The organism is Rhizobium sp. TAL182 (assembly GCF_002117725.1).
Taxonomy (GTDB): Bacteria; Pseudomonadota; Alphaproteobacteria; order Rhizobiales; family Rhizobiaceae; genus Rhizobium; species Rhizobium esperanzae.
The window spans coordinates 283430-305487 of sequence record NZ_CP021027.1; the positions used below are offsets into that span (position 1 = coordinate 283430).

The window sequence follows — 22058 nt, forward strand, 5'->3', positions numbered from 1 at the left end:
GTGAATCAGGTCCCTGAAAGCATGGGCGGAGCGCGGCAAAATATGCTCTGATCATACCCATGACGCGGCCCGAGATTGAGCTCCCGGATGATGTAGAGGCTCTCAAAGCCATGGTTCTTGCCATGGCCGCAAAAGCAGCCCGCGTCGAGGCTTTGGAGAAGCAGGTTGACGATCTAGAGGCCCGCAACGCGGACGCCGATGAGCGCATCGAGCGGCTGACGCAGATCCTGAAGGCTTTCGATCGCGCCCGATTTGGCCGACGCTCGGAAAGGCTTGCATCATCCACCGTCGATGACGAGCAGCATGCCTTTGTCTTCGAAGAGATCGAGACCGGCATTGCGACGATCAAGGCTCAGGTCACGAAAGGCCGCGGTAGCGCGGACAGCAAACGCGCTCCGCGGCCACGCAAGGGCTTTGCGCCTCATCTTGAGCGCGTCGAGGTCGTGATCGAACCGGAAGAGCTTCCAGAACATGCAGGTAAGACCAAAATCCTGATTGGAGAAGACGTCTCCGAGCGGCTGGATGTCGTGGCAGCGAAGTTCCGTGTCATCGTCACCCGCCGGCCGAAGTATGCCTTTAGGAACGAGGATGGTGTCGTCCAGGCGGCGGCTCCGGCACATATCATCGAAGGTGGCATTCCGACGGAAGCAACTTCTGGCCCAGATCGCCGTTTCCAAATATGCCGACGGGCTGCCACTCTATCGCCAGGAAGCCATCTACGCACGCGACAAGGTCGAACTCGACCGCAAGCTGATGGCTCAATGGATGGGCAAGCTGGGGTTCGAGCTCAATATCCTCGCCGACTACATCCTCGATGAGATCAAGAAGGCCGAACGGATCTTTGCCGACGAAACGACCTTGCCCACACTTGCACCTGGTTCCGGATCAGCGAAGACGGCATGGCTATGGGCGTATGCCAGGGATGACCGGACTTTTGGGGGCAGCGGTCCACCGATGGTAGCCTATCGCTTCGAGGACAGTCGAGCCACCGAGTGTGTCGCACGACACCTGAGCGGCTATCGTGGAATCCTGCAGGTCGACGGATATGCCGCTTATAACAAGCTCGTCCGGAAAGATGGAGGCAATGACAGCGCCATCCTGGCCGGCTGTTGGTCGCACAGCCGGAGAAAGTTCTACGAGTTGCATGTCGCAAAGAGCTCGAAGGTCGCTACAGACACCGTCGAGCGTATGGCGAGGTTATGGGAGATCGAGGAGCGTGTGCGCGGCCAAAGCCCTGAAGCTCGTGTCGCTGCACGCCAGGAGATCTCCGCAGCGATCGTCCGTGACCTCTTCACTCTCTGGCAGGCGACCCTGCCACGGGTCTCTGGAAAATCCAAACTCGCCGAAGCTCTGCGGTATGCCATCTCGCGTCGAGACATCTTCGAGCGCTTCCTGACCGACGGCCGCATCGAACTCGACTCCAACATAGTCGAGCGAGCAATCAGACCCCAAGCGATCACGAGAAAAAATAGTCTATTCGCTGGAAGCGACGGTGGCGGCCGGACTTGGGCGACCATCGCGACGCTCCTGCAAACGGCAAAGATGAATGCAGTCGATCCGCAAGCTTGGTTGACCCAGACGCTTGAGCGCCTTGCGAATGGATGGCCCAGCAGTGAAATCGACGCGCTCATGCCATGGAACTACGCCGCCTGAACGGCCACGGCTTGTCGCTTACAAATTGACGCATGGTGGCTGGAAAAAACGCCGAGCTATGCATCCGGTTCGAGGATCACGCCCGTTATGGAATGCCTGCGATACAGGGCTCCAAATTCGGTTCAAAATCCTAATCCGCCCACTCAGGATCGGTTGTAAAGGCGATGGTGAGCCGACGACTCGGACCCTCGTTACCAATCGCGAGCCCGATTTCGTCACGGATCTTATCCCATTCCTGCAATTTCCTCGCCGGGAGGTCCTCTGAGACAACGAAATGTAGCTCGATTTGCCGGCCTCGGCCGACCCGGGCCACATAAGCCCGGTGGGATATGAATCCATGTCGTTCGATGATTGTTTTGGCGACCGCGTCAACTTGTTGTTTGAGATCTAATGGCGTAACAAGCAGTATGTCGGCGAGCGCTCGCCGAACCGTGCCCGCCGGAATGGGAATGATCACAATGCAGATTAATGCCAGCGCGACCGGGTCAATAAACGGCGAGATCCATTCGTAAGAAGACCCCTGAATGAAATATCCGATGGCAAACGCGACGAGTAACCCGATCGTTAGCCCGGCGGACATCAGCCAAGCTTTCGTATCCAGGGCAACGAAATCAGATTTGATCTTACGATTAGCTCGATCACCAATAACCCCCATGGTGGCTGTCACACCGAGTGTTACGACGGAGTAGACGATCGCTTGACTAAAGTTGAGCGGACGTCCCCCATGCAAAATGCTGCCGATTGCGTTGACAAGTGCGTAAACAGCCGACCCGGTTATGAGAATGCCGTTGAGAGCCAAGACTATGGGCTCAAGATGCCAGAACCCCATCGTGAAATGCTCGATAAGTTTTCCTTTGCTGGAGGGCGCTTCGGATGACGCGATGAGCTTTGTAACAAGCAGAGCTACGACAGTCATAGCAGCGTCCGTCAGTGCGTAGACACCATCGAATATGATTGCGAACGAACCTGAAATGATCCCGAACAAAATGCCGATGCAGGCAAGGAGGATGGTAACGGCAATTGAAACGCAGAGAAGCCCCTGCTCCGTTCTCATGAAATTCATAGGCTCAGCCTTATAACTTACGTTTCTTTATGGTCCTCTGGACGCGGTACAGACCATCCAATTCAGCTACTGAAGCGAGCACATCCACTTTTGGATCAAGGTACCTTTTTAAATTCAAATGCTGACCTCTCCTGTCCAGTGGGCTCGCATGAGCGTCTTTCACATACCTGGCCACAAGACAAAATCGCCTCGCTGTGTTCTGGCAGTGCGGCCTCGACTATCTAAACAAGGGCCAATTTTGCTTTGCAGGTAAAGCGGGGCTGGACATGATGCACGACACGGAAGGACGCATGAACATAGTCCAGCACTTCGCTGACGGTCTCGCCGCCGCGAATGAAGTCGGAGCCACCACAGATAGGGCATGAGCAGGCCACCTGTTACACGTCATCATGGCACGCCCGAGGTTGCAGAGCTTGCGCGGCGATAGGGCTCTCGACGCATCCACGTCATCCGGCAGGTTCGAATTCCGTTGACTCATGGTTGGATCTGATTTGATGAGAGGCGTTCCAAAGAACGCCGAGGTTTTCGCCCTCATGATAGGCTGTGGCTGACACCACGTTCTAGTCTAGCGATGATCGGATCGTCTAGCCCTTTGGCGACTCCTGTAATTACGGCTGGATTGCCAGATGGAAAAGAGCAGGCTTGCGATATACGCCCACTGAAGAAGCAACAAACTAGCCACCATTGCAACGATGACTTCGTGGATGGAATGCCAGACGAAGTAACTCGTTAGTGCCTTCGCCCAGACGACGAGCAGCAGGAGGCCGCAAAAGATTGTGAAACGCAACACCGTTCTCCTGATTTGTTCGCGAGATTGCGCAGCAATGTCGTCTGCGGCAACGAGAGTCTGGCAGTTCTTCAGGCGGCAACCGCCGCGTGGTTGAGAGCCATGATCATGCCAGTGAGCTCACCATCGAACTCTCGTTCTGGCCATTGCAAATGCTGAGATTTTGGCAGCGGCGGCGCGGGACTGCAGCTTGCGGACCTTCTTCAGCTGCTCCACAATGTCTGACATGATCTCTTTCCTCGAAAATTGATGTCATGATGCCCGCGCCACGTCGGGATAGGTTTCGATAACTTCAATAGCGTCATCGACCATTTTCGTGCCGGTCTCGGCGAGCTTGCCTAGCGTCTCAAAGCCGAACCGGTGGACATCGCGCAGGGTCTTCGACAGAACGACCAACCGTCCAGTCGTCAAAAGCAAGCGGCCGAAGCCCTCATGGCCGATCGTCATGATCGGCGATGCCAACAGGCCTGTGCACTCTTCGATCACAAGCCCCACGCAACTGTAAAAGTTCTGTAGCCTCCACAGCACATCAGGATCCGGATCGCCTATGATCGGGATCTTACGGCGCTGCTCCTTGGTGAGGATGAAGTCGGCCAGCAGGTCAGCGTCCGATTTGCCTTCCCACGCCCCATGGGCATCCTGAGCGCGGATGAGCCTTATCAGGCATCTGAGAAAAGGGGTGGCGAGATCCCCATCTTCGTTGACAGCAGGGCCATTCGTACTTCCTGTCAATGTACCCATTTCTTAGTCCTCCTCATCGAAAGGCTTCTTTTCAATGGCGCCTGCTTCGGTCAGCGCCGTGAAGCTCGTGCGCCAGAGCGTGGGACCTGAAGAAGCCGATCCGCGGTTGTCCCAGGAATTGCCCTCACAGCCGAGAGGCCCATGGATCAGGTGCGCGACGTCGGTGATCGGCTGCAGCACGATCTTGGCGCCATCGAAAGCGCATCCGCCGGCTGCCGCCCCGGGGATCAGCGGCTTCGAACAGCCGTTTTTGCGCGCCTTGGAATCCTTGCTGCGGTTCTTCTCGCAGGCAGGCTCGTCAAAGACATCCTGGACTTTAGCATTGAGCAAGGGCATTGCGGTCTCCAAGTTCAGATGAAGGCGGCCGGCCTCACAAGGCCGACCGCCGCCGCTCCTAGCGGGTCAGGTCGTAAGAATAGTCCGTCACACCCGGCTCGCTCGTCTCGCGATCGAGCTTGTCGAAGATCTTGTCGAGGATCGTCGTCAGGACGCGCAGGCCGCCCTGGTAGCCCATGAGCGGGAAACGGTGGTGATGGTGCCGGTCGAATATCGGAAAGGTCAGCCGGATCAATGGGGTGCCGGTGTCGCGCTCGAGATACTTGCCATAGGAATTGCCGATCATAAGATCAACCGGCTCGGTAAAGAGCAGCGAGCGCAACGCCCACAGGTCCTTGCCCGCCCAGACCTGGGCATCCTTGCCGAAGGGCGAGGATGCGAGCAACGCCTTCATCTCGGCTTCCCAGGCCGACGTGCCGTTGGTAGCAAGGCAGTGGGTCGGCTCACCGCCGGTTTCCAAGACGAACCGGGCAACGGCGTAGACGAAGTCAGGATCGCCGTAGATCGCGTATTTCTTCCCGTGCAGCCAGGCTTGGCTATCTGCCATAGCGTCGACGAGACGGCCGCGTTCCAGGCCGATTGCCGGAGGAATTTCCTTGCCGGTAATCTCCGAGACCTTCATCAGGAATTCGTCGGTCGCCTGAACACCCAGCGGATAATGGAACGAAGCCGTAACCTGACCGACCTCCTTGCAATATTCCAGCGTTTTGCGCGTGTTATAGTGCTGCAGCGACAGGGTCGCTTCGGCATTCAACGCCGTTTTCAAGTCCTCGATCTTCGTGCCGCCGTCATACATGCGGTACGTACCGTCAGACGGCGTGTCGAACTGGTCGGAGGCATCCTGGATGAAGATGTAGGATACGCCCATCATGTCGAGCAGGCGCTTCAGTTCGCGGTTGTTGCCGACGCAGAAGCCGTCGAAGCCGGGAATGATGTTGATGGCTTGAGCAACCTCCTTCCGCTCGTTGCCTTTCCAGAAGTTCTCCAGAATGCCCTTGATCATGCCGTCATAGCCATCGACGTGGCTGCCGACGAAGGCAGGCGTGTGGGCGAAAGGAACATCGAAGTCGTGCGGGACCGACCCTTCGTTCTTTGCGTTTTCGATGAAGCCGTGGAGGTCGTCTCCAATGACTTCGGCCATGCAGGTGGTCGAGACGGCGATCATCTTCGGATCGTAGAGCTTGTATGTATTGGCGAGCCCGTCGACCATGTTCTTCAACCCGCCGAACACTGCCGCGTCCTCCGTCATCGAGGACGAGACCGCCGATGAAGGCTCCTTGAAGTGACGCGACAGATGCGAACGGTAATAAGCGACGCAGCCCTGGCTGCCATGGACGAAGGACATCGTTTGCTCAAAGCCTGCGGCTGCGAAGACGGCACCGAGCGGCTGGCAGGCTTTGGCCGGGTTCACGACCAGGGCTTCGCGGCCCAGGTTCTTTTCGCGATACTCCCAGGTCTTCGTGAAGTCGTTTTGATCGGCAACGACCTGATCCGGGTGGGGGCATTCGAAATTGGCTTTCTTCTCGGCGAGCATCTGCCTGTATTCCGGCTCGCGGAACAGGGGAGCATGGTCGAGAACTTTTTCCGCCGACTGCGGCATAGTAAGCACCTTTCTTTTCATCGCGCCGCACCGGTGGCGGCAATGGGATGTCATCTGTCACGAGTGCGGATCAAGTCCGATGGGAAGAGCCTGGCCTGCCCCTTCCCAAGACAGGCCAGGCTCTCATTCGGCCGCAACCGCCTCAGCTGGCGCGGCTTCTTTTTTCCAGGGGACGTCGTAGAGATCCCACACCGGATTATTGATGGCCAGATCCATGTCGCGGGCGAATATGGCGAAGCCGTCATAGCCGTGATACGGGCCGGAATAATCCCAGGAGTGCATCTGGCGGAAGGGGATGCCCATCTTCTGCACCGGATACTTCTCTTTAATGCCGGACCCAACAAGGTCGGGGCGGATGCCTTCGATGAACTTTTCCAGCTCGTAACCGGTCACGTCGTCATAGATCAGCGTACCCTTGTTCACATAATGGCCGGTGCGCTGATAGTCGTCGTTGTGGGCGAACTCGTAGCCGGTGCCGACGATCCGCATGCCGAGGTCCTCATAGGCCGTGATGACGTGGCGAGGACGCAGGCCGCCGACATAGAGCATCACCGTCTTGCCTTCGAGGCGCGGCCGGTACTTGTCGACGACAGCATCGACCAGGGGCCGGTACTTGGTGATGACAGCCTCGGTCTTGTCGACGATTTCCGGACCGAAGTGCTTGGCTATTTCGCGCAGGGAGGTTTCGATCTGGGACGGACCAAAGAAATTGTATTCCATCCACGGGATGCCGTATTTTTCCTCCATGTGCCGACAGATGTAGTTCATCGAGCGGTAGCAGTGGATGAGGTTCAGCTTGGCCTTTGGCGCGCGCTCGACCTCAGCGAGCGTGGCATCACCCGACCAGTTGCCGACCACGCGCAGCCCCACCTCCTCCAATAGAATGCGCGTAGCCCACGCGTCGCCACCGATATTGTAGTCGCCGACGACGTTGACATCGTAAGGGCCGGTCTCAAACTCGACTTCGTTCTTGTCGAAAACCCAGTCACGGATGGCGTCGTTGGCGATGTGGTGGCCGAGCGATTGCGAGACGCCGCGGAAGCCCTCGCAGCGTACCGGCACGATCGTCTTTTCGTGCTCCTTGGCCTTCTTGCGCGACACCGCCTCAATGTCGTCGCCAATCAGCCCGATCGGGCATTCCGACTGCACGCTGATGCCGTTGTTGAGGGGGAAAAGCTCCTCGATCTCGTCGATGACCTGTTCAAGCTTCTTGTCGCCGCCGAACACGATGTCCTTTTCCTGGAAGTCTGAGGTGAACTGCAGCGTCACGAACGTGTCGATGCCCGTCAGGCCGACGTAGTAGTTGCGGCGTTGCGACCAGGAATAATGACCGCAACCGACCGGCCCGTGCGAGATGTGGACCATGTCCTTGACCGGCCCCCATACCACGCCTTTGGAACCGGCATAGGCGCAGCCGCGGATCGTCATCACGCCCGGAATGGACTTGATGTTCGATTTGACGTCGCATTCGGAAAGGGCCTTCGGCTCATCGCCAGGCTCGTCGCCGCTCGTTGCGACGCTGAGGTGCTTCTTGCGGCGCTTCGCCGCCTTGTCTGGATATTGCGCTAACACTTCCGCAATGAGCTGTTCATGCAAAACGCTGTCATTCTCGTAATCAAGGCTCATGGGCCCCTGCCCCCTTTCAAGGTTCGGGTTAGGTCGTCGTCGCCGAAGCGGCTTTCTTGGAAGGACGCGCTGGCGCAAGGGCCAGCGCGTCCTGTCGACAGCGGCAGTTATTGAGCCGCAACCACCGCTGACTCCTTGGCCTGTAGTTCGGCCAGCATCTGCTCGTCGCTCTTCATGATGCCGAAGTCGAGCAGCATGTCTTCGAGCTCTTCCATGGTAATCGGGGTCGGAATGGTCCCTTGGCCCGAATTGGCATGGATCTTCTCGGCTAGCGCCCGATATTCCCCGGCCTGCTTGGAGTCCGGCGCGTACTGGATCACCGTCATCTTCCTGAGCTCGGCGTGCTGGACGATGTTGTCACGCGGCACAAAGTGGATGAGCTTGGAATTGAGCCTGGCAGCCAGCGCCTCGGAGAGGTCGAGCTCGCGGTCCGTCTGGCGCTCGTTACAGATCAGGCCGCCGAGCCGCACGCCGCCGGAATGGGCATATTTCAGGATGCCCTTGGCGATGTTGTTGGCGGCATAGAGCGCCATCATCTCGCCGGACATCACGATGTAGATCTCCTGGGCCTTGTTCTCACGGATCGGCATCGCAAAGCCACCGCACACCACATCGCCGAGCACGTCATAGGAGACGTAGTCGACATCGTCATATGCACCGTTCTCTTCAAGGAAATTGATCGAGGTGATGACGCCGCGCCCGGCGCAGCCGACGCCCGGTTCCGGACCGCCGGACTCCACGCACTTGATGCCTTTGTAGCCGGCCTTGAGCACGTCCTCGAGCTCAAGGTCTTCCACCGAACCTTCCTGCGCTGCCAGATGCAGAACCGTGTCCTGTGCTTTGGCGTTCAGGATCAGCCGGGTGGAGTCGGCTTTCGGGTCGCATCCGACGATCAGGATCTTCTGCCCGAGGTCGACAAGCGCTGCGAGCGTATTTTGGGAGGTGGTGGACTTGCCGATCCCCCCTTTGCCGTAAAATGCGATTTGACGCAAATCTGACATATCGCCTTCCTTCTTTCGTTCCATCCATCGCTGAGTAAAAGGCAGGCAGCTCGCGCCGCCTCGCATGGCAATCTTCAAAACCCGTGCCATGTGGGCCGATCGAGCCAAAGGAAAGATCCTTTTGTTGGGTTTCAGAAAGTTACTCCGAACCACCACAGGAAACTGCCAAACAAACCTAATGTCGCCGATCAGACAAAGCCGACAGACGGTGTCGTGATGGCATCACTTGCACCGCTAGGTCGACCGCGACTATCAGCAGGACAACGGATCCGAAAACTGGAGACAATCGCACCCAGCTCCCAATCGAAAAATGTTGAAGCTTTCGATCCTGACCTGCCGCTGACGGCGATTAGAGCCTCGGCGGTCTTGAACCGCTCCCAAACGTTGGACCACCGGATGCTAGAGTTTTCCGGCTTATTCAGGGAGGCGGGCTGGTTGCGCCTCCCGAATTCACCAACGAGATCGGCGCCTTGTTGCCGATCGCACCATGAGGTCTTTCCTCATTGTAGTATCTACGCCAATCCTCCATCTTTTCGCGGGCATCCGCAAGGGTCAGGAACCAATGATGGTTCAGGCATTCTGCACGGAAGCGGCCATTGAACGCTTCGATGAAAGCATTATCAGTCGGCTTGCCGGGGCGTGAGAAGTCCAACGTCACGCCCTTGGAATAGGCCCACAGGTCCAAGTCGCGCGACACGAACTCGGTCCCTTGGTCGACACGGATCGTTTTCGGATAGCCGGCTTTTTGGCACACCCGTTCAAGGGTTTGCACAACGTCTTCGCCTCTATAGCTATGACGTGGATCAAGCACCGGCACGTAGCGCGAGAAGGTGTCGACCACCGTCAGCACGCGCAGTTTCTTACCCGTTGCGAGTTGGTCGTGAACGAAGTCCATCGCCCAGACGTCGTTGGGTCCGACGGCCATGTGCCGATCCTCGCGAAGCTGGGCTTTTACCCTCCGCTTCGGTGTCTTGTTCCGCAACTGTAGCCCCAAGTCCCTGTAAATGCGGTAGGTTCGCTTGATGTTGGTGCCCCAACCCTCGCGTTCCAAAGCACATGCACGCGACGATAGCCGTAGCGCACCCGCGTCTCAGAGCCCGATTCAAAAGTTCATTCGTATATCCAATATCTTGCGATGCGCCTTGTGAGCATTCTGATTGAAGCGATTTGCGCCCATGCGGTTGCGCTTTCGATCGATTTCTCCCAATCCTTGGCGAGACGGCGGCAGCGTCCAAGCCAGGCGAAAGTTCTTTCCACCACCCATCTCTTGGGCAGGACGACGAAGCCCTTGGCGTGATCCGAACGCTTGACCATTTCGATCGTCCAGTCACCATGGCCGCACATTGCTCGCCTCAACTTGGCTCCGGCGTAGCCACCATCGGCGAAGATGTGGCGCAGCCACGGAAAACGGCGGCGGATCGCCTTGAGGACATGGGGTGCGCCGTCGCTACGCTTTGGCTGTCGATAATCCCTGCCGTCGGTTGCGCCTCCCGTCCCTCGATTTCCCGCGCCGCCATCACCAGAAGCTGGTTGATGCTCTGCCACAGTCCGATCGCGCGCCAAGCATAAAAATAACCGCGCACTGTCGAAACCGGCGGAAAATCGCCCGGCAGCATGCGCCATTGGCAGCCGCTCGAGGCGATATAGAGGATCGCCTCCACGACCGAGCGCATATTCGTCGTCCGACGCCGCCCGCCACGACGCGCTGGCGGGATCAGCGGTTTGATCAACGCCCATTCCAGGTCCTTCAAATCACTTGGAAAACGAAGCACGTCTCGGTTATGCTCACGGCGAGCGATAGCAGTCCAGCTCATCGAAACCCCATTTGATTTAGCACCAATAGGGAATCACAACTGCCTGTTATCGCTCAACTTCTTTTAAATCGGGCTCTTAGGCAATTTCGGCGGAGGACGGATTATCAAATATACCGGGCATTACCACTTGGTGTATTCTGCGTGCTTCGCGGTTATACTAGCCATATTTGTTGTATCAATACTTATGCCATCGGATACGACCGAGTCTAATACCGGAGAAAAGATCGCTTAACCGCCCGAATCATTTCAAAAAATATTACAGATAGTGGAGGAAGCCCGTGGGCTTACGTGTAATCGCGTGTTCTGCTCCCCAGTTTTCTCACGGCGAGGCGGGCGAAATGGCATTATCAAGCGCCGATCCGGCAAGCCTCTACAATGCCTGCAGATATGCTGCGTCACTGGCATCCAAGGCGGAAGGTGCATGGGGCGAAAGCAATTGGCGCGGCACCAGGAGTGACAGGCGACAATCAACGCTTCTGCTATCTGACATGGACGATGTGCAGCGAAGGCTAACGCCGCTATTAGTCCGGGTCCGGCCCAATTTAGTTCTCATAGGAGCGATGTCGATATGCTTCCGTGGTGCGATTGAGACAGCGAAATACATCAGAGAGTTTCTAGGCGATGACGTTTGTATCGTTCTTGGCGGTCGCCACGCCACCGAAACAATATATCGGGATGACGAAAATCGTGTAAGACATCATCTAGCGTCCCCTCTGCGGCTAATTGCTGACGGAAAAGTTTCCAGCTGTTTCGACATCGTGCTCTCCGGAGATGGTGAACACTTTATCGCGGAAATTGGGTGCGTCGTAGCTTCCTTGGAAGCAAGAGGTTTTTCGCCAAGGCAGGCGAAATTCTCATTGGGCCACCTGACGACCACCCCGGGGCACTGGATCGCCGGCACAATCATGGACGATCAGGTCCACACTGTGTGCTCTTCGGGCATGCCGCTCGATTATAATGGGATGCCATCCCCAGCCGAAATGTTCGGAATTACAACGAGCTTTGACGTGTTTGGTGGCGCGCCTACCGCGCACGTCTTCAGCGACATCGGGCGTGGCTGTATCTATGATTGTATCTTCTGCAGTGAGAGGATCAGCGTTGTCGGGCCTCCTCGACAGTTCAAGATAAGCCCCCACCGGTTATGCGGCCAACTCGCAGCAGCCCGCCGCGTAGTCAAGGCAGATTACGGCGAAAACTTTCCTGTCTCGGCGTTCATTGAAGACTCAACTCTTCTTGGATGGAATTCGGCCCTCGTAGCCCAGTTTGAAAAGGTATTCGACCCACTCGAAAATCCTGTGCGGCTTGGCGGACAAGCGACCATTGACCAAATTGTCAATAACCCAGCCCTTGCACGAAGACTAGGCCGCATGGGCCTGGAATATCTTTTCATCGGGGTCGAGACACCGCGCCCAGAACTTGTTGGAGGTCTTCACAAGAACATCGCCACCAAGAAGGGTTCGTGGATGGAACGCGGGGACAAAGCAGTTGAGATCTTGTCCGAAGCCGGAATCAAGGTTGGGGTATCCCTCCTATTTGGCATGGGCGAGGGAGCTGCTGAAAGGCAGCAATTGTTTTCGGCCTTAGAAAGCTGGCGGAAAACGGGCTCTCTGATCACAATCAGCATGAACTGGGCCGTCCAACACCCTTTGAGAAACACGGTTCAGGGGAATGAATATACCTATTTGGATTGGGCGGTGTCGCCCGGTCCCATGCTGTCGTTGTTAAGGAATTTTGGCGAGTCCTCTGAGATCTATCCAATTGCCGGCGGTACAAGCCCAGACGAAGCCTCCGTAAAGGATATTCTCCAAGCCACCACGGAGATCATGGCTATGCCGCCTGCACACCCAATGCAAAAGCAAGAAGCGGATCATGTCCCAGGACGTGGTGGAGCTTAGACGACCACGGCTCATCCCAGCCGGATGAGTGTCAGCTTGCTGCTGGCAGGCTGATGAGGGGATCATCGCTCATTGTGGCGATTGTCTCAAGTGTCATGTAGCGGGATCGCTGGACGGCCCATTCATCGTTCTGTTCGAGCAGCAGCGCACCGACCAGGCGCACGATGGCGTCGTCGTTGGGGAAGATGCCGACGACCTCTGTCCGCCGCTTGATCTCGCCGTTCAATCGCTCAATCGGGTTGGTCGAGTGAAGTTTGGCCCAATGCTGCTTGGGACATGTAGGCGAGCACGTCTTGCTCGGCGCTGTCCATAAGACTGGCGAGCTTCGGTACCTTTGGCCTGATCTGGTCGGCGACGTTGCGCCACTGAGTGCTTGCCGCCTCCGGCGTGTCCTGAGCGAAGGCCGTGGCAATGAAGGCGGAGAAAACTCGGCGTCCGCTCTTTCCAGCATGGGCCAAGGTATTGCGCATGAAGTGGACCCTGCAGCGCTGCCAGGTGGCGGAGAGCACCTTCGATACTGCGGCCTTGATGCCCTCATGCGCATCGGAGACAACGAGCTTCACGCCACGCAGACCCCGCCTGGTCAGCTTTCGAAGAAACTCCGTCCAGGTCGCCTCGGCCTCGGACGTGCCGAGCACCTCGCGTCGACCGTCGGTGTTGACGCCGACGGCGATGATTACGGCGACGGAGACAATACGACCACCGCGCCGAACCTTGAGGGAGGTCGCATCGATCCACAGGTAGGGCCATTCTCCTTCGATGGGCCTGTCGAGGAAGACCTTCACCTTCTCATCGATTTCTTCGCACAGCCGGGATACCTGGCTTTTGGAGATGCCGCTCATGCCCATGGCCTTGACGAGGTCATCGACAGATCGGGTCGAAACGCCTTGGATATAGGCTTCTTCGATGACCGCAGTCAGGGCCTTCTCGGCCATCCGGCGTGGTTCGAGAAAGCTCGGGAAATAGCTGCCTGCGAAGCTTGGGAATGCGCAGCTCGACGGTGCCCGCCCGTGTCTCCCAATCCCGGTCGCGATAGCCGTTACGCTGGGCAAGTCGGAAGCCATTCTTCTCGCCATAGCCCGCGCCGGTCTTCGTGCCGACCTCCAGCGCCATCAGCTTCTCGGCAGTAAAGCCGATCATCTCGCGCAGCAAATCGGCATCGGCGCTCTTCTCAACGAGTGAGCGCAGGTTCATCATGTCGTCGGTCATCGGTGGTGTCCCTCAGGTTGGCTCTAAGCAACCCGACCCTACCGGAAATCACCGATGGCTATGAAATCCAGTTACACCACTCCATTGGACACGATCAAGAAGCGGAGCATATATATGCTGAACGGAGCGCCTAAAGGCGGAATAAATTACCCTAGCTCAGACCGAGTATGCGCCGGAACCCATCTCTTTATCGATATGTGGGATGCAGAAAATACGGGAAATGCTGAAGCGATTGAGGCGGCGGTAGCGCAAGCCGTTCATGACTGCCGCGCAACGATGTTGGAATCGAGTTATAGAAAATATAGCGAAGATGGGGGCGTCACGGGCTTCGCAATTCTCGCTGAATCGCACATTTGCGTAAATACCTGGCACGAAGAACGCATGGTCGCGATAGACGTATTTTTTTGTGGTTCGCTAGACCCGTACGCGAGTATCACCGCGTTGCGCGACGTATTTCGTCCATCCCGGATCGATATTAGCGAGCACAAGCGTCTTCTTGGAACAAGAATAACGCATCCAAATATTGTGGAAGCGCTTTAACCGAAAGTATTCTCCGAAATCGAGGCGGAACATGTCTAGACAAATCGTTTTCGTGCGCGAAAAAAGCCCTTCTGAATTCCGCACTATGATCGTGCCGAATGAAGTGCCGTACTACACAGAAAAGGGCTTTGAGGTATTCGTCGAGCTTGGCATCGGCGAAAAAATTGGCTTTGCGGAACCAGCCGGATGTCCTAAAGCGCCGGCGTGTCTGGTTCGACGGCCAACTGAATCTCGATCCAGAACAGCTGATCTTCATCGACGAAAGTGTGCTGCAGAGGCACGGAAGGAGTTCAGTATGAGCTAACCCCGTAACGTGAAGCTGCGTGAATGATGGAGGATGGCCCTCCGGGATCGGCTTTCAGGAGCGGGTCTCAAACCAGTCCGAGCTGCTGCGGTAAAGAGCCGGGGTGGCTGGGGCTTACTTTCCGCCGCCGGTGCGCGTCGTCTCCATTCCAAAGAAGACCGGAGGCGAAAGGGTTTTGGGTGTGCCGACGGTCAGTGATCGGATCGCGCAGATGGTGGTCAAGCAGATGATTGAGCCGGATTTAGAGCCGCTCTTCTTGCCAGACTCCTATGGCTACAGGCCGATGAAGTCGGCTTTGGATGCCGTTGGGGTAACGCGTCAGCGGTGCTGGAAGTACGATTGGGTTCTGGAATTCGACATCAAAGGGCTGTTCGACAATCTTCCGCATGATCTCTTTAATCGAAACCCCATTTTGTCGTCGAACGCTCGTTGCGTGATCGCCCTTGATGAGAAACCCTTTTAGCCAGTTCCAACGCCGCGGCCGGACATGGGGCAACCATTGCCCGATTGACCCCAGTCTCCAACTTAAGTGGCTCAGCTCTCTTCAATGAGGCCACAGCTAGCAAGGGCAGAGACGAAATCGTGAACGTCGCATTTGGTGACGTCATACCGTTCTGATTTAAGCTCGCTCAGTATCCTTGGTAGTGTATGCTCGCCGTCCAGTTTCGAAACCAAACCGGCGACCCAAGGCGGAGGAGATTGGATGATCTTTCTTGATTTCTGGGATTCCTTCCCGATCCAGATACTCCCGTCGTCGGCTACAAACACCTGATGAGAACGCTTTAATAACGGCTTAAAGTAGTGCACGAGCGACCTCACTCGGTACGTGGTAAGCGTCCGGCGAACGCATTTTCGGGTGTCGAGAGATGGAATCTATAGGCCGCGTTTCATCTCATCGGCCATGATGCGGTCGATTATTTCAGGATCGCACTGTGTGTCGATGAGGAACTCGCGGATACCGCCGTCCCACGTCCTGATGTCGGCGAGTAGGCTTTGAAGTTCTTCGATGCCATTCTCGGTCAGACCCTTCGTGCCGTCTTCACTGCCATCGCCGACGTAAACCAGTTCGCCTTCGGAGATGTTGTCCGAGTTTGCGGTCACTTCTTCGATCAGTTCGAGGTTTTCGCCGATCATGCCGGCGACTTGGCTGAGTGTGTAGATGAACCTCGAGCGCGCCATCAGGCGGCCTCGCATCGAGCTTTTGCCGGCGTCCAGTTCCAAGGCAGGAGGTCTTCAATTCGGTCTTCGGGGTGATCCTGGATCCGGGTCAGGACATCCGTCAGATAGACCTCTGGATTATGGCCTTGCAGTTTGACCGTCTCGATGATGGTGAGGATGTTGGCGATGCGCTCGCCGCCCTTGTCCGAGCCGGCAAACAGCCAGTTCTTCCTTCCAATTCCAAGCGGACGCATGGCTCGTTCAGCGATGTTGTTGTCGATTTCGACACGGCCATCGTCGATGTAGACGCTCAAGGCTGCCCATCGCGACAGGGCATATCGCATCGCCTCGGCCAGCCTCTGCTTCTGAGGCAAAGTCGAGAGTGTCGCCTCGATCCAGGCCTTGAGTTCGTCCAGAACAGGCCGGGCATGGTGTTGGCGCAGGGTGCGCCGCTCGTCAGCCGACATGCCTCGGATACGGTTCTCGATATCGTAGAGAGCGCCGATGCGTGACAGCGCTTCCTCAGCGATCGGAGACGGCTTGAGCTTTATCACATCATGGAACTTGCGGCGCACATGCGCCATGCAGGCGGCTTCAATGATCTGGTTGCCATAGAGCTTCTTGTAACCCCCGTAGCCGTCGGCATGCATGACGCCGCTGAAGCTTGCCAGGTGATCAGCCGGATGTGCGCCCCTGCGGTCGGGGCTGTAGTAATAGGCAATGGCTGCGGGAGTGGCGGATTGATAGCCACTGCCGTCAAAGATGTAGACCCAGACCCTGCCGGTTTTTGTCTTGCCCCGCCCGGGGTCGAGAACATCGACCGGGGTATCGTCCGTATGTATTCGGTCGAGTGCGGCGATATGGGCCCTGATTAACAGGACAAGTGGTGTCAGCAATGCAGATACCCGGCCGACCCAGTCGGCCATTACGGATCGGGAGATGTCTATCCCCAACCGGTCGTACATCTCTGACAGGCGGTAGAGGGGAATGTGATCGTCGAATTTGGCGATCATGATGTGGGCGAGCAGCCCCGGCCCGGGTTTGCCGCGCTCGATCGGCAAGGTCGGCATCTCGCCAGCCACTGTCGTATCGCATTCCCTGCAGATCATGCGCTTCTCGACATGCCGGACAATCTTGACCGACGCCGGCACGTGCTCCAGCACCTGGACCACTCTGTCGGCCGCCTTCAGGAACGAAGTGCCACCGCAGGTCGGGCAATTGCAGGGAGCTGCATAGACCAGTTCTTCGGTGGTGAGATCATCGGGTAGAGGCTTGCGCTTCGGCTTCTCGGATGCGTCGTCCAACTCCGGCAGAGGCGGTTTCCCGGAGCGCTGTTCAGCCTCGGCCCGGGAGGCCTCGATCTCCTCCAACATCAGCTCGAATTGCTCGATCTTCCTGTCGATCTTTTCCGAAGACGCGCCATGTTGCCGATGTCGGAGAAGCTCCAGTTGCGCGCGAAGAAGCCCGATTATGGAGTCTCGCTTGATGACCTCGGCTTCCTGGCTCTCAAGTTTTGCCGCCTGTTCCGCGACGAGTGCGCGCAAAGTATTGAGCTCGTCCTGACTGTCCAGCGGCGCTGTTTCCATATCCGCGAAACTAGCCGATTTGCCTCTGACGCACCAGCGTTAAGCTTCCCATGCCCCTGCAAAATATAGCTTTTATCCCGTTCGGCCGGGAGCGGAAGTCCACGCCGGGCGTCGCCAATCGATCCCCTCAACGAGCATCGAAAGCTGCGCCTGCGTCAGGTGCGCTACACCCTCTTTCGCCGTCGGCCAGGGAAAGTATCCGCGCTCCAAAATCTTGTAGAACAGACAGAACCCCTGGCCATCCCACCAAAGCAGCTTGATCCGGTCCGCGCGTTTTCCGCGAAAGCCGAAGATTGCGCCCGAGCCCGGTGCCTCCCTCACGACCGTCTCCACCAGCGCGGACAGACCATCAATGCCACGCCGCATATCGGTCACTCCGCAGGCCAGATAGACCCTCACATTCCCCGATGGGCCGATCATACCGCCTCCACGCAAGCGACGAGCGGGCCAAGCAGCTTCAACTCAACGTCAACCGCAACCTTCAAGCTCCGACCGTTTCGAAGCAAGATCTCAACGATCGTCGGCCTTGTTGATGCGGTAGACGGCTGGCTTACGCCAACCTCCTCCGTGATTTCCACCGGGAGGAACACCGTCGGCCGATCGGCATAGTTGAATGATTGCCGCCACAAGCGGATCTGGCCCGGATGAATGTCGTGCCGGCGCGCCACATCGCCAATGCGAGCACCGGGCTCATCAGCTTCCGCAAGTATCCTCAGCTTCGCCTCGTCCGACCAACGCCGTCTGCGCTCGGTACCGGACATGATCTCTATGCGAGCCATGAAACCTCTTCGTTCTGGTATTAATGTCAGCACTAATGCTGGTTCTAATGCCAGAACATCGCCTGATTTGGCCGATCAGCAAAAACAGCTCACCGTACGCTCACGGTACGTGGGGCGACATCGCACCTGAATTTGCAGCCGGGACAGACACACGTCGCCCTTGTTGCAGTTTGACGTCTTCTTCGCCAATGGCAGAACCGCGGTGGACGGTCCGAAACATAACGCCGTTCATGCTCTTTTCCTCCTCTTCGAGCCTTTCAAATGGCCCAACCCATCGCTGGCGATTTTCCAGCTTGTCAAGAAGTATAAGGCGGCTTCGGGAGGCCCATACGGTCGTATGAAGCCCCACTTCACCATTACGGTCGACTCGGCGCCCATTGCTGATAAACAAAACTCCAATCTCTCGGCATGTGGTAGATCCAAAAATCGTGCCAGCTGCAAAAAGAGCCTAGGAAAAGTTTTCCTATTTGCTCGGAGCCTAAATGCAACTGCATCAACAGCGCCCGAACAATATCGCGTCGCGTTTCAACAAATCGGCAGCGCCGCATGCGCGCCAATCAACCGCAGACGAGGGAGAAAACTCCGAGCAGCTCCGGCAGTGTTCTGGTAAGCGCGTCGCCGTTTTCCGCAAAGCGGCGCACAACGGCAGCGCCTATGCAGTCCGCCCCGCCATGACAAGCGCAATGCGCGCGGTGGAGTGCTCGGCAGGAGGGAAGAGTTCGGCTCGTGGCGTCCCGGGCATGGCGGGTGCGCCTACCGGTTATTAAACGATCTCCAGCCACCGTCGACGGTCAACACAGACCCGGTGACGCTTGCGCGCTGGCGAGAAAGCGCACCGCTCGGGCAATTTCGTCTGAACGCGCCACGCGACCCATTGGCACCCGGCTGCGCACCGCGGTGAGGTCTATCTTGCCCGCGCGTTCAAGTTCCGAAACCATCGGCATGCGCACGTAAAAGTTCCCTGACCAACGTTGACGATCTCGAGGCTGAATCCTGATCGATCAAGTCTCACTTTCACCCTCTTGAAGGAATGCAGTCTTCCTAAATGCGTAGACGGGGTCATCGGGACATGATGCTCCGATCGGCTGCCGGTGGCCGAACTGCTCAGTCTCGGATGCCGCGGCCAAGATCTGCTCCTCGACTAGATCATAGACCACCGTCCGTTCGGCAATTCTCCAATCCCCTCCCTTTTTCAGGAACAGATCGCAATAGCGGCCGCAGATCAGGGCCTGACTTAGCGTTCCGGCCTTGTTCGGTGCGCGTTGCAGTGCGGCGAAGTAACTTTCGACGGCGGCTTTTTCCGGGCTGCTGAACTCAATCAGAATGTTCGTGATTTGATGGATGTTGCGCGGTCCGGTCTTGAAGACACCAAGGGCGAACTCGATGAAGCCCTCGGCCGAACCGGAATAGGTCCCGTGATTGTCACGTGCATCGGGCCAGTAGGAACTGCGCAGCGCCCTTTCATCGGCGCGGTCTATCCCGCGGCAATACCGATAGAGGCAGTCGCGGAGCGCCTCGCGGTCGAGCAATTCGGTAATTTTTTTTGTGTTTCATCGCTTGTCGCACATCTGATATCGGGGCGCTTACCCATCCAGTGACGCAGCCAGCTTTCAACTGCTCGGCTGACGTAAGGAAAAACCCTCCCTCTGCTTAGGCATGCATGTAAACAACTGCCCTTAGAAGTAGACACCAATGGGAGAGCTGCGGGTAAGGTGTTTGGACAGCGACGGCGCCGTCATGCACCAGTTGCGTTGCGTTTCAACCCCCACAATGTTGGTTGAACAAAAGGCGATCGAGCAACGCATCCGAAACGCAATCTATCTCCAGCGCACGTTCAGGGCAGGATCGAGCGCCTCGCGACGCGAACAGTTCGTCCCTCTCCTCGACATCGATTGCACCGGGCAGTATGTATCCCTCGTCGTCAAGATTGAATATTTCGGGCGCTTGGGCCCAGCATCTTGCATGACCTTGGCATTTGGAAGTGTGCACTATGACGCGCATACGGTACTCCATGTCTTGCCTCCTCTCAATTATCAGGACCAGTCCAGGATCAAATTCTCCATTCCAAACACGTGGCCCCCATAGGTGATGGGCGCCGTACCATCCTTGATACGGAAGTCAGGGATGCGCGACAGCCACTCCTCCAGGCCGATGACGATCTCTCGCCGGGCAAGGTGTGATCCAAGACAGCGATGGGGACCGTACGCAAAAGCGGTGTGGCGATTGTCTTCTCGTGCCAAATCGATCGTGTTCGGATTTTCGAATTCCACCGGATCACGATTGGCAATCATCGTGGCGCAGGAAATGTAGTCCCCCTTACGGATCGGCGCGCCTTCGAAATTGATATCTTTCGTCGCCACACGGATCATCTGCACGGTCGAATAGGCGCGAAGCAGTTCTTCGGCTGCGAGCACAATTCGATCCGGTTTGCTCCGCAGCAATTCCTGTTCTGTCGGATTGCGCGCGAGATAGGCCAGGTCAAAGCCGATCGCCGTTGCCACGGTGTCCAGTCCCGCGACGAATAGAAGCACGCCTATTCCATGGATTTCCTGGTCTCTCAACAGGCGGCCGTCGACCTTTGCCTGCACGACGAAGGTCATGAAATCGTCGGCCGGTTCTTTGCGGCGCATCGCTGCAAGTTCATCGATGAACGCCAAAATTGTTCGGGCGGCTGCGGTTCGTCTGATGCCGTCGCCGTGGAGCAGGTCCTTCCCCCAGCCCACGAATGTATTGAGGCGCTCATCGGATAAGCCGAGCAAACGGAGGAAGATACTAACCGCAAAAGGAAAGGCGAAGTCCGTCAAGATGTCGCAGCTTGTGCTCGACGCGGAAATCTTGGAAATCAACGCAATCGCCCGATCACGGACCGCCGGTTCAAGCTCCATTATCCGCCTGGGCGAAAGCAGCGGATTGAGAAGTGAGCGAAACACGCTGTGAGCCGGGGGGTCGAGTTCAAGCGGGATCAGCGGCCAGTTTTCGCCAAGCGCCGAGGCGAAAAGGCTCCGATGGCTGGAAAAGGTTCCGGTGTCCTGCAGCAATTTGCGTTGGTCCTGAGCGCGAACGATGACCCAGGTACCTCGGCCATCGCGCGTATTGCAGGGAGAATAAAAGATTCTCGGTCCATTATGGAGGCAAGCGACAGCTGCGTGCGGATCCCCATTTGGCATGCGCTCCATGCCGGGCGACGTGAACAGGCTGAAGTCCTTCACCATTTCGGGAGGGACATGTTCTGGAACCCTAATGGTAGCCACTGCTTTTCTCCTGTCATCAAAGCCCCTTCGCCGAGAACGAATTCTCCTCGGAGAGGGAGCGAGCAAAATCGTTGAGCGCCAGATTTCCAATCTCAGCAGCGCGAGGCGCCAATGACATGCGATGCAGCGATCAGATCGCCGTGCGGCTTGAAATCCACGCTGCTTTGTTGGCCGAAGTCGAAATTTCTTGGATGCCTCGCCCGCCCTTCCGGTCGACATCGGATTTTCACGGGTACCTCTCTTCCGGTAAATGCGTTCTGAGCACAGATGCATTTTGATTTCCTCCGCTCCATGGCGGTCACCAAAGAAACCGGCCGACAGTCCTTGCCGCCCCGCAAGAAGAACTTCAAAGTTCATGCCAATTTGATTGATTTGGCCGGAAAGAAATTTTTCAATTGCCTTTCAGCGCTTTGGCTCAAGGCAGAACAAAGATTGGCTGATCAAGGCCGTGTCGCGTATCTAACAAAACCCGACATCAGGTGCCGGATGCCATCTATTCAGGTGCGACTTTTTTCCAGCCACCACAGCCGGGGGCCAGAGACAGCGCGACGAGTAACGAATGTCCTGATGTACTGCGATGCAGTGGGATAGCTTGAGGGTGGGTAGCTTTGAATTGTTGCATCGAGCTAGCGGCGGAATTCCGGGAACAGCTCGAAGCGTGCTACTCCTTTGTCCTGAATGTCAGTTCTACCAGCCCGACGACACCACCCTAAGA

17 protein-coding genes and 7 pseudogenes are annotated in these 22058 nt (G+C 57.0%); 5 read left to right on the plus strand and 19 right to left on the minus strand.

Translation table 11 applies throughout. The features are described 5' to 3' along the window. Positions 1–59 precede the first annotated feature (59 nt). Positions 60–1653 (plus strand): annotated as a pseudogene (locus Tal182_RS25785) (IS66-like element ISRle3 family transposase). A gap of 130 nt (positions 1654–1783) precedes the next feature. On the opposite strand, the gene Tal182_RS25790 reads toward Tal182_RS25785, so the two are convergent. From Tal182_RS25790 to Tal182_RS25835, 8 genes and pseudogenes are all read right to left on the minus strand, one after another. Then, positions 1784–2716, minus strand: coding sequence for a cation transporter (locus Tal182_RS25790; RefSeq protein ID WP_012489540.1), 933 nt, complete (start codon positions 2714–2716; stop codon positions 1784–1786). 1039 nt (positions 2717–3755) lie between these two features. Further along, on the minus strand, positions 3756–4244 hold the full coding sequence (locus Tal182_RS25805) for a NifX-associated nitrogen fixation protein (RefSeq protein ID WP_085861394.1): 489 nt from the start codon (positions 4242–4244) through the stop codon (positions 3756–3758). Positions 4245–4289: 45 nt separating this feature from the next. Beyond that, a pseudogene (locus Tal182_RS25810) lies at positions 4290–4580 on the minus strand (nitrogenase component 1); the annotation flags it as partial. 58 nt (positions 4581–4638) lie between these two features. Next, positions 4639–6180, minus strand: coding sequence for a nitrogenase molybdenum-iron protein subunit beta (gene nifK / locus Tal182_RS25815; RefSeq protein ID WP_004677342.1), 1542 nt, complete (start codon positions 6178–6180; stop codon positions 4639–4641). Positions 6181–6303: 123 nt separating this feature from the next. Then, positions 6304–7806, minus strand: coding sequence for a nitrogenase molybdenum-iron protein alpha chain (gene nifD / locus Tal182_RS25820; RefSeq protein WP_010023084.1), 1503 nt, complete (start codon positions 7804–7806; stop codon positions 6304–6306). 107 nt (positions 7807–7913) lie between these two features. Continuing rightward, entirely contained in the window at positions 7914–8807 is an 894-nt protein-coding gene (gene nifH / locus Tal182_RS25825) for a nitrogenase iron protein (RefSeq protein WP_004675840.1), read from the minus strand. A 418-nt stretch (positions 8808–9225) separates the two neighbouring features. Further along, positions 9226–9899 (minus strand): annotated as a pseudogene (locus tag Tal182_RS25830) (IS3 family transposase); the annotation flags it as partial. An 18-nt stretch (positions 9900–9917) separates the two neighbouring features. Further along, positions 9918–10621, minus strand: a pseudogene (locus Tal182_RS25835) (transposase). Positions 10622–11181: 560 nt separating this feature from the next. Here Tal182_RS25835 and Tal182_RS25840 point away from each other — a divergent pair. Then, positions 11182–12516, plus strand: a complete 1335-nt coding sequence (locus Tal182_RS25840; protein WP_244597496.1) for a hypothetical protein — start codon at positions 11182–11184, stop codon at positions 12514–12516. Between the two features lie 122 nt (positions 12517–12638). On the opposite strand, the pseudogene Tal182_RS25845 reads toward Tal182_RS25840, so the two are convergent. Further along, a pseudogene (locus Tal182_RS25845) lies at positions 12639–13451 on the minus strand (IS256 family transposase). After that, positions 13378–13725, minus strand: a complete 348-nt coding sequence (locus Tal182_RS33250; protein WP_348629003.1) for a transposase — start codon at positions 13723–13725, stop codon at positions 13378–13380. The pseudogene Tal182_RS25845 and the gene Tal182_RS33250 overlap by 74 nt, the downstream one beginning before the upstream one ends. Before the next feature lie 54 nt (positions 13726–13779). Between Tal182_RS33250 and speD the strand changes: the two genes are divergently transcribed. After that, positions 13780–14265, plus strand: a complete 486-nt coding sequence (speD, locus tag Tal182_RS25850) for an adenosylmethionine decarboxylase (protein ID WP_018247191.1) — start codon at positions 13780–13782, stop codon at positions 14263–14265. Positions 14266–14675: 410 nt separating this feature from the next. After that, a pseudogene (locus Tal182_RS25860) lies at positions 14676–14963 on the plus strand (reverse transcriptase domain-containing protein); the annotation flags it as partial. A 140-nt stretch (positions 14964–15103) separates the two neighbouring features. Here the strand turns inward: Tal182_RS25860 and Tal182_RS33255 are convergent. From Tal182_RS33255 to Tal182_RS25905, 9 genes and pseudogenes are all read right to left on the minus strand, one after another. Beyond that, positions 15104–15388, minus strand: a complete 285-nt coding sequence (locus Tal182_RS33255) for a hypothetical protein (protein WP_085861397.1) — start codon at positions 15386–15388, stop codon at positions 15104–15106. 54 nt (positions 15389–15442) lie between these two features. Continuing rightward, a complete protein-coding gene (locus Tal182_RS33260; RefSeq protein WP_009996984.1) occupies positions 15443–15748 on the minus strand; it encodes a hypothetical protein in 306 nt (101 codons plus the stop codon). After that, complete coding sequence (locus Tal182_RS25875) at positions 15748–17313, minus strand: IS66-like element ISRel19 family transposase (protein ID WP_009996985.1); 1566 nt, start codon at positions 17311–17313, stop codon at positions 15748–15750. Before Tal182_RS25875 ends, Tal182_RS33260 begins: the two co-directional genes overlap by 1 nt. Positions 17314–17385: 72 nt before the next feature. Next, positions 17386–17733, minus strand: coding sequence for an IS66 family insertion sequence element accessory protein TnpB (gene tnpB, locus Tal182_RS25880; protein ID WP_009996986.1), 348 nt, complete (start codon positions 17731–17733; stop codon positions 17386–17388). Continuing rightward, positions 17730–18092, minus strand: a complete 363-nt coding sequence (locus Tal182_RS25885; RefSeq protein WP_009996987.1) for a transposase — start codon at positions 18090–18092, stop codon at positions 17730–17732. Before Tal182_RS25885 ends, tnpB begins: the two co-directional genes overlap by 4 nt. A 608-nt stretch (positions 18093–18700) precedes the next feature. After that, positions 18701–19045, minus strand: a pseudogene (locus Tal182_RS32965) (SDR family oxidoreductase); the annotation flags it as partial. Positions 19046–19093: 48 nt separating this feature from the next. Beyond that, positions 19094–19621, minus strand: a complete 528-nt coding sequence (locus Tal182_RS25895; RefSeq protein ID WP_004678573.1) for a nuclear transport factor 2 family protein — start codon at positions 19619–19621, stop codon at positions 19094–19096. Positions 19622–19850: 229 nt separating this feature from the next. After that, positions 19851–20105: a ferredoxin gene (locus tag Tal182_RS25900; RefSeq protein WP_004678571.1), complete on the minus strand. Its 255-nt coding sequence runs from the start codon at positions 20103–20105 to the stop codon at positions 19851–19853. A gap of 20 nt (positions 20106–20125) precedes the next feature. Further along, positions 20126–21304, minus strand: coding sequence for a cytochrome P450 (locus Tal182_RS25905; protein ID WP_010009913.1), 1179 nt, complete (start codon positions 21302–21304; stop codon positions 20126–20128). A gap of 306 nt (positions 21305–21610) precedes the next feature. On the opposite strand from Tal182_RS25905, the gene Tal182_RS31960 reads away from it, so the two are divergent. Further along, entirely contained in the window at positions 21611–21934 is a 324-nt protein-coding gene (locus Tal182_RS31960; RefSeq protein WP_125461504.1) for a hypothetical protein, read from the plus strand. The last annotated feature ends 124 nt before the right edge of the window (positions 21935–22058 follow it).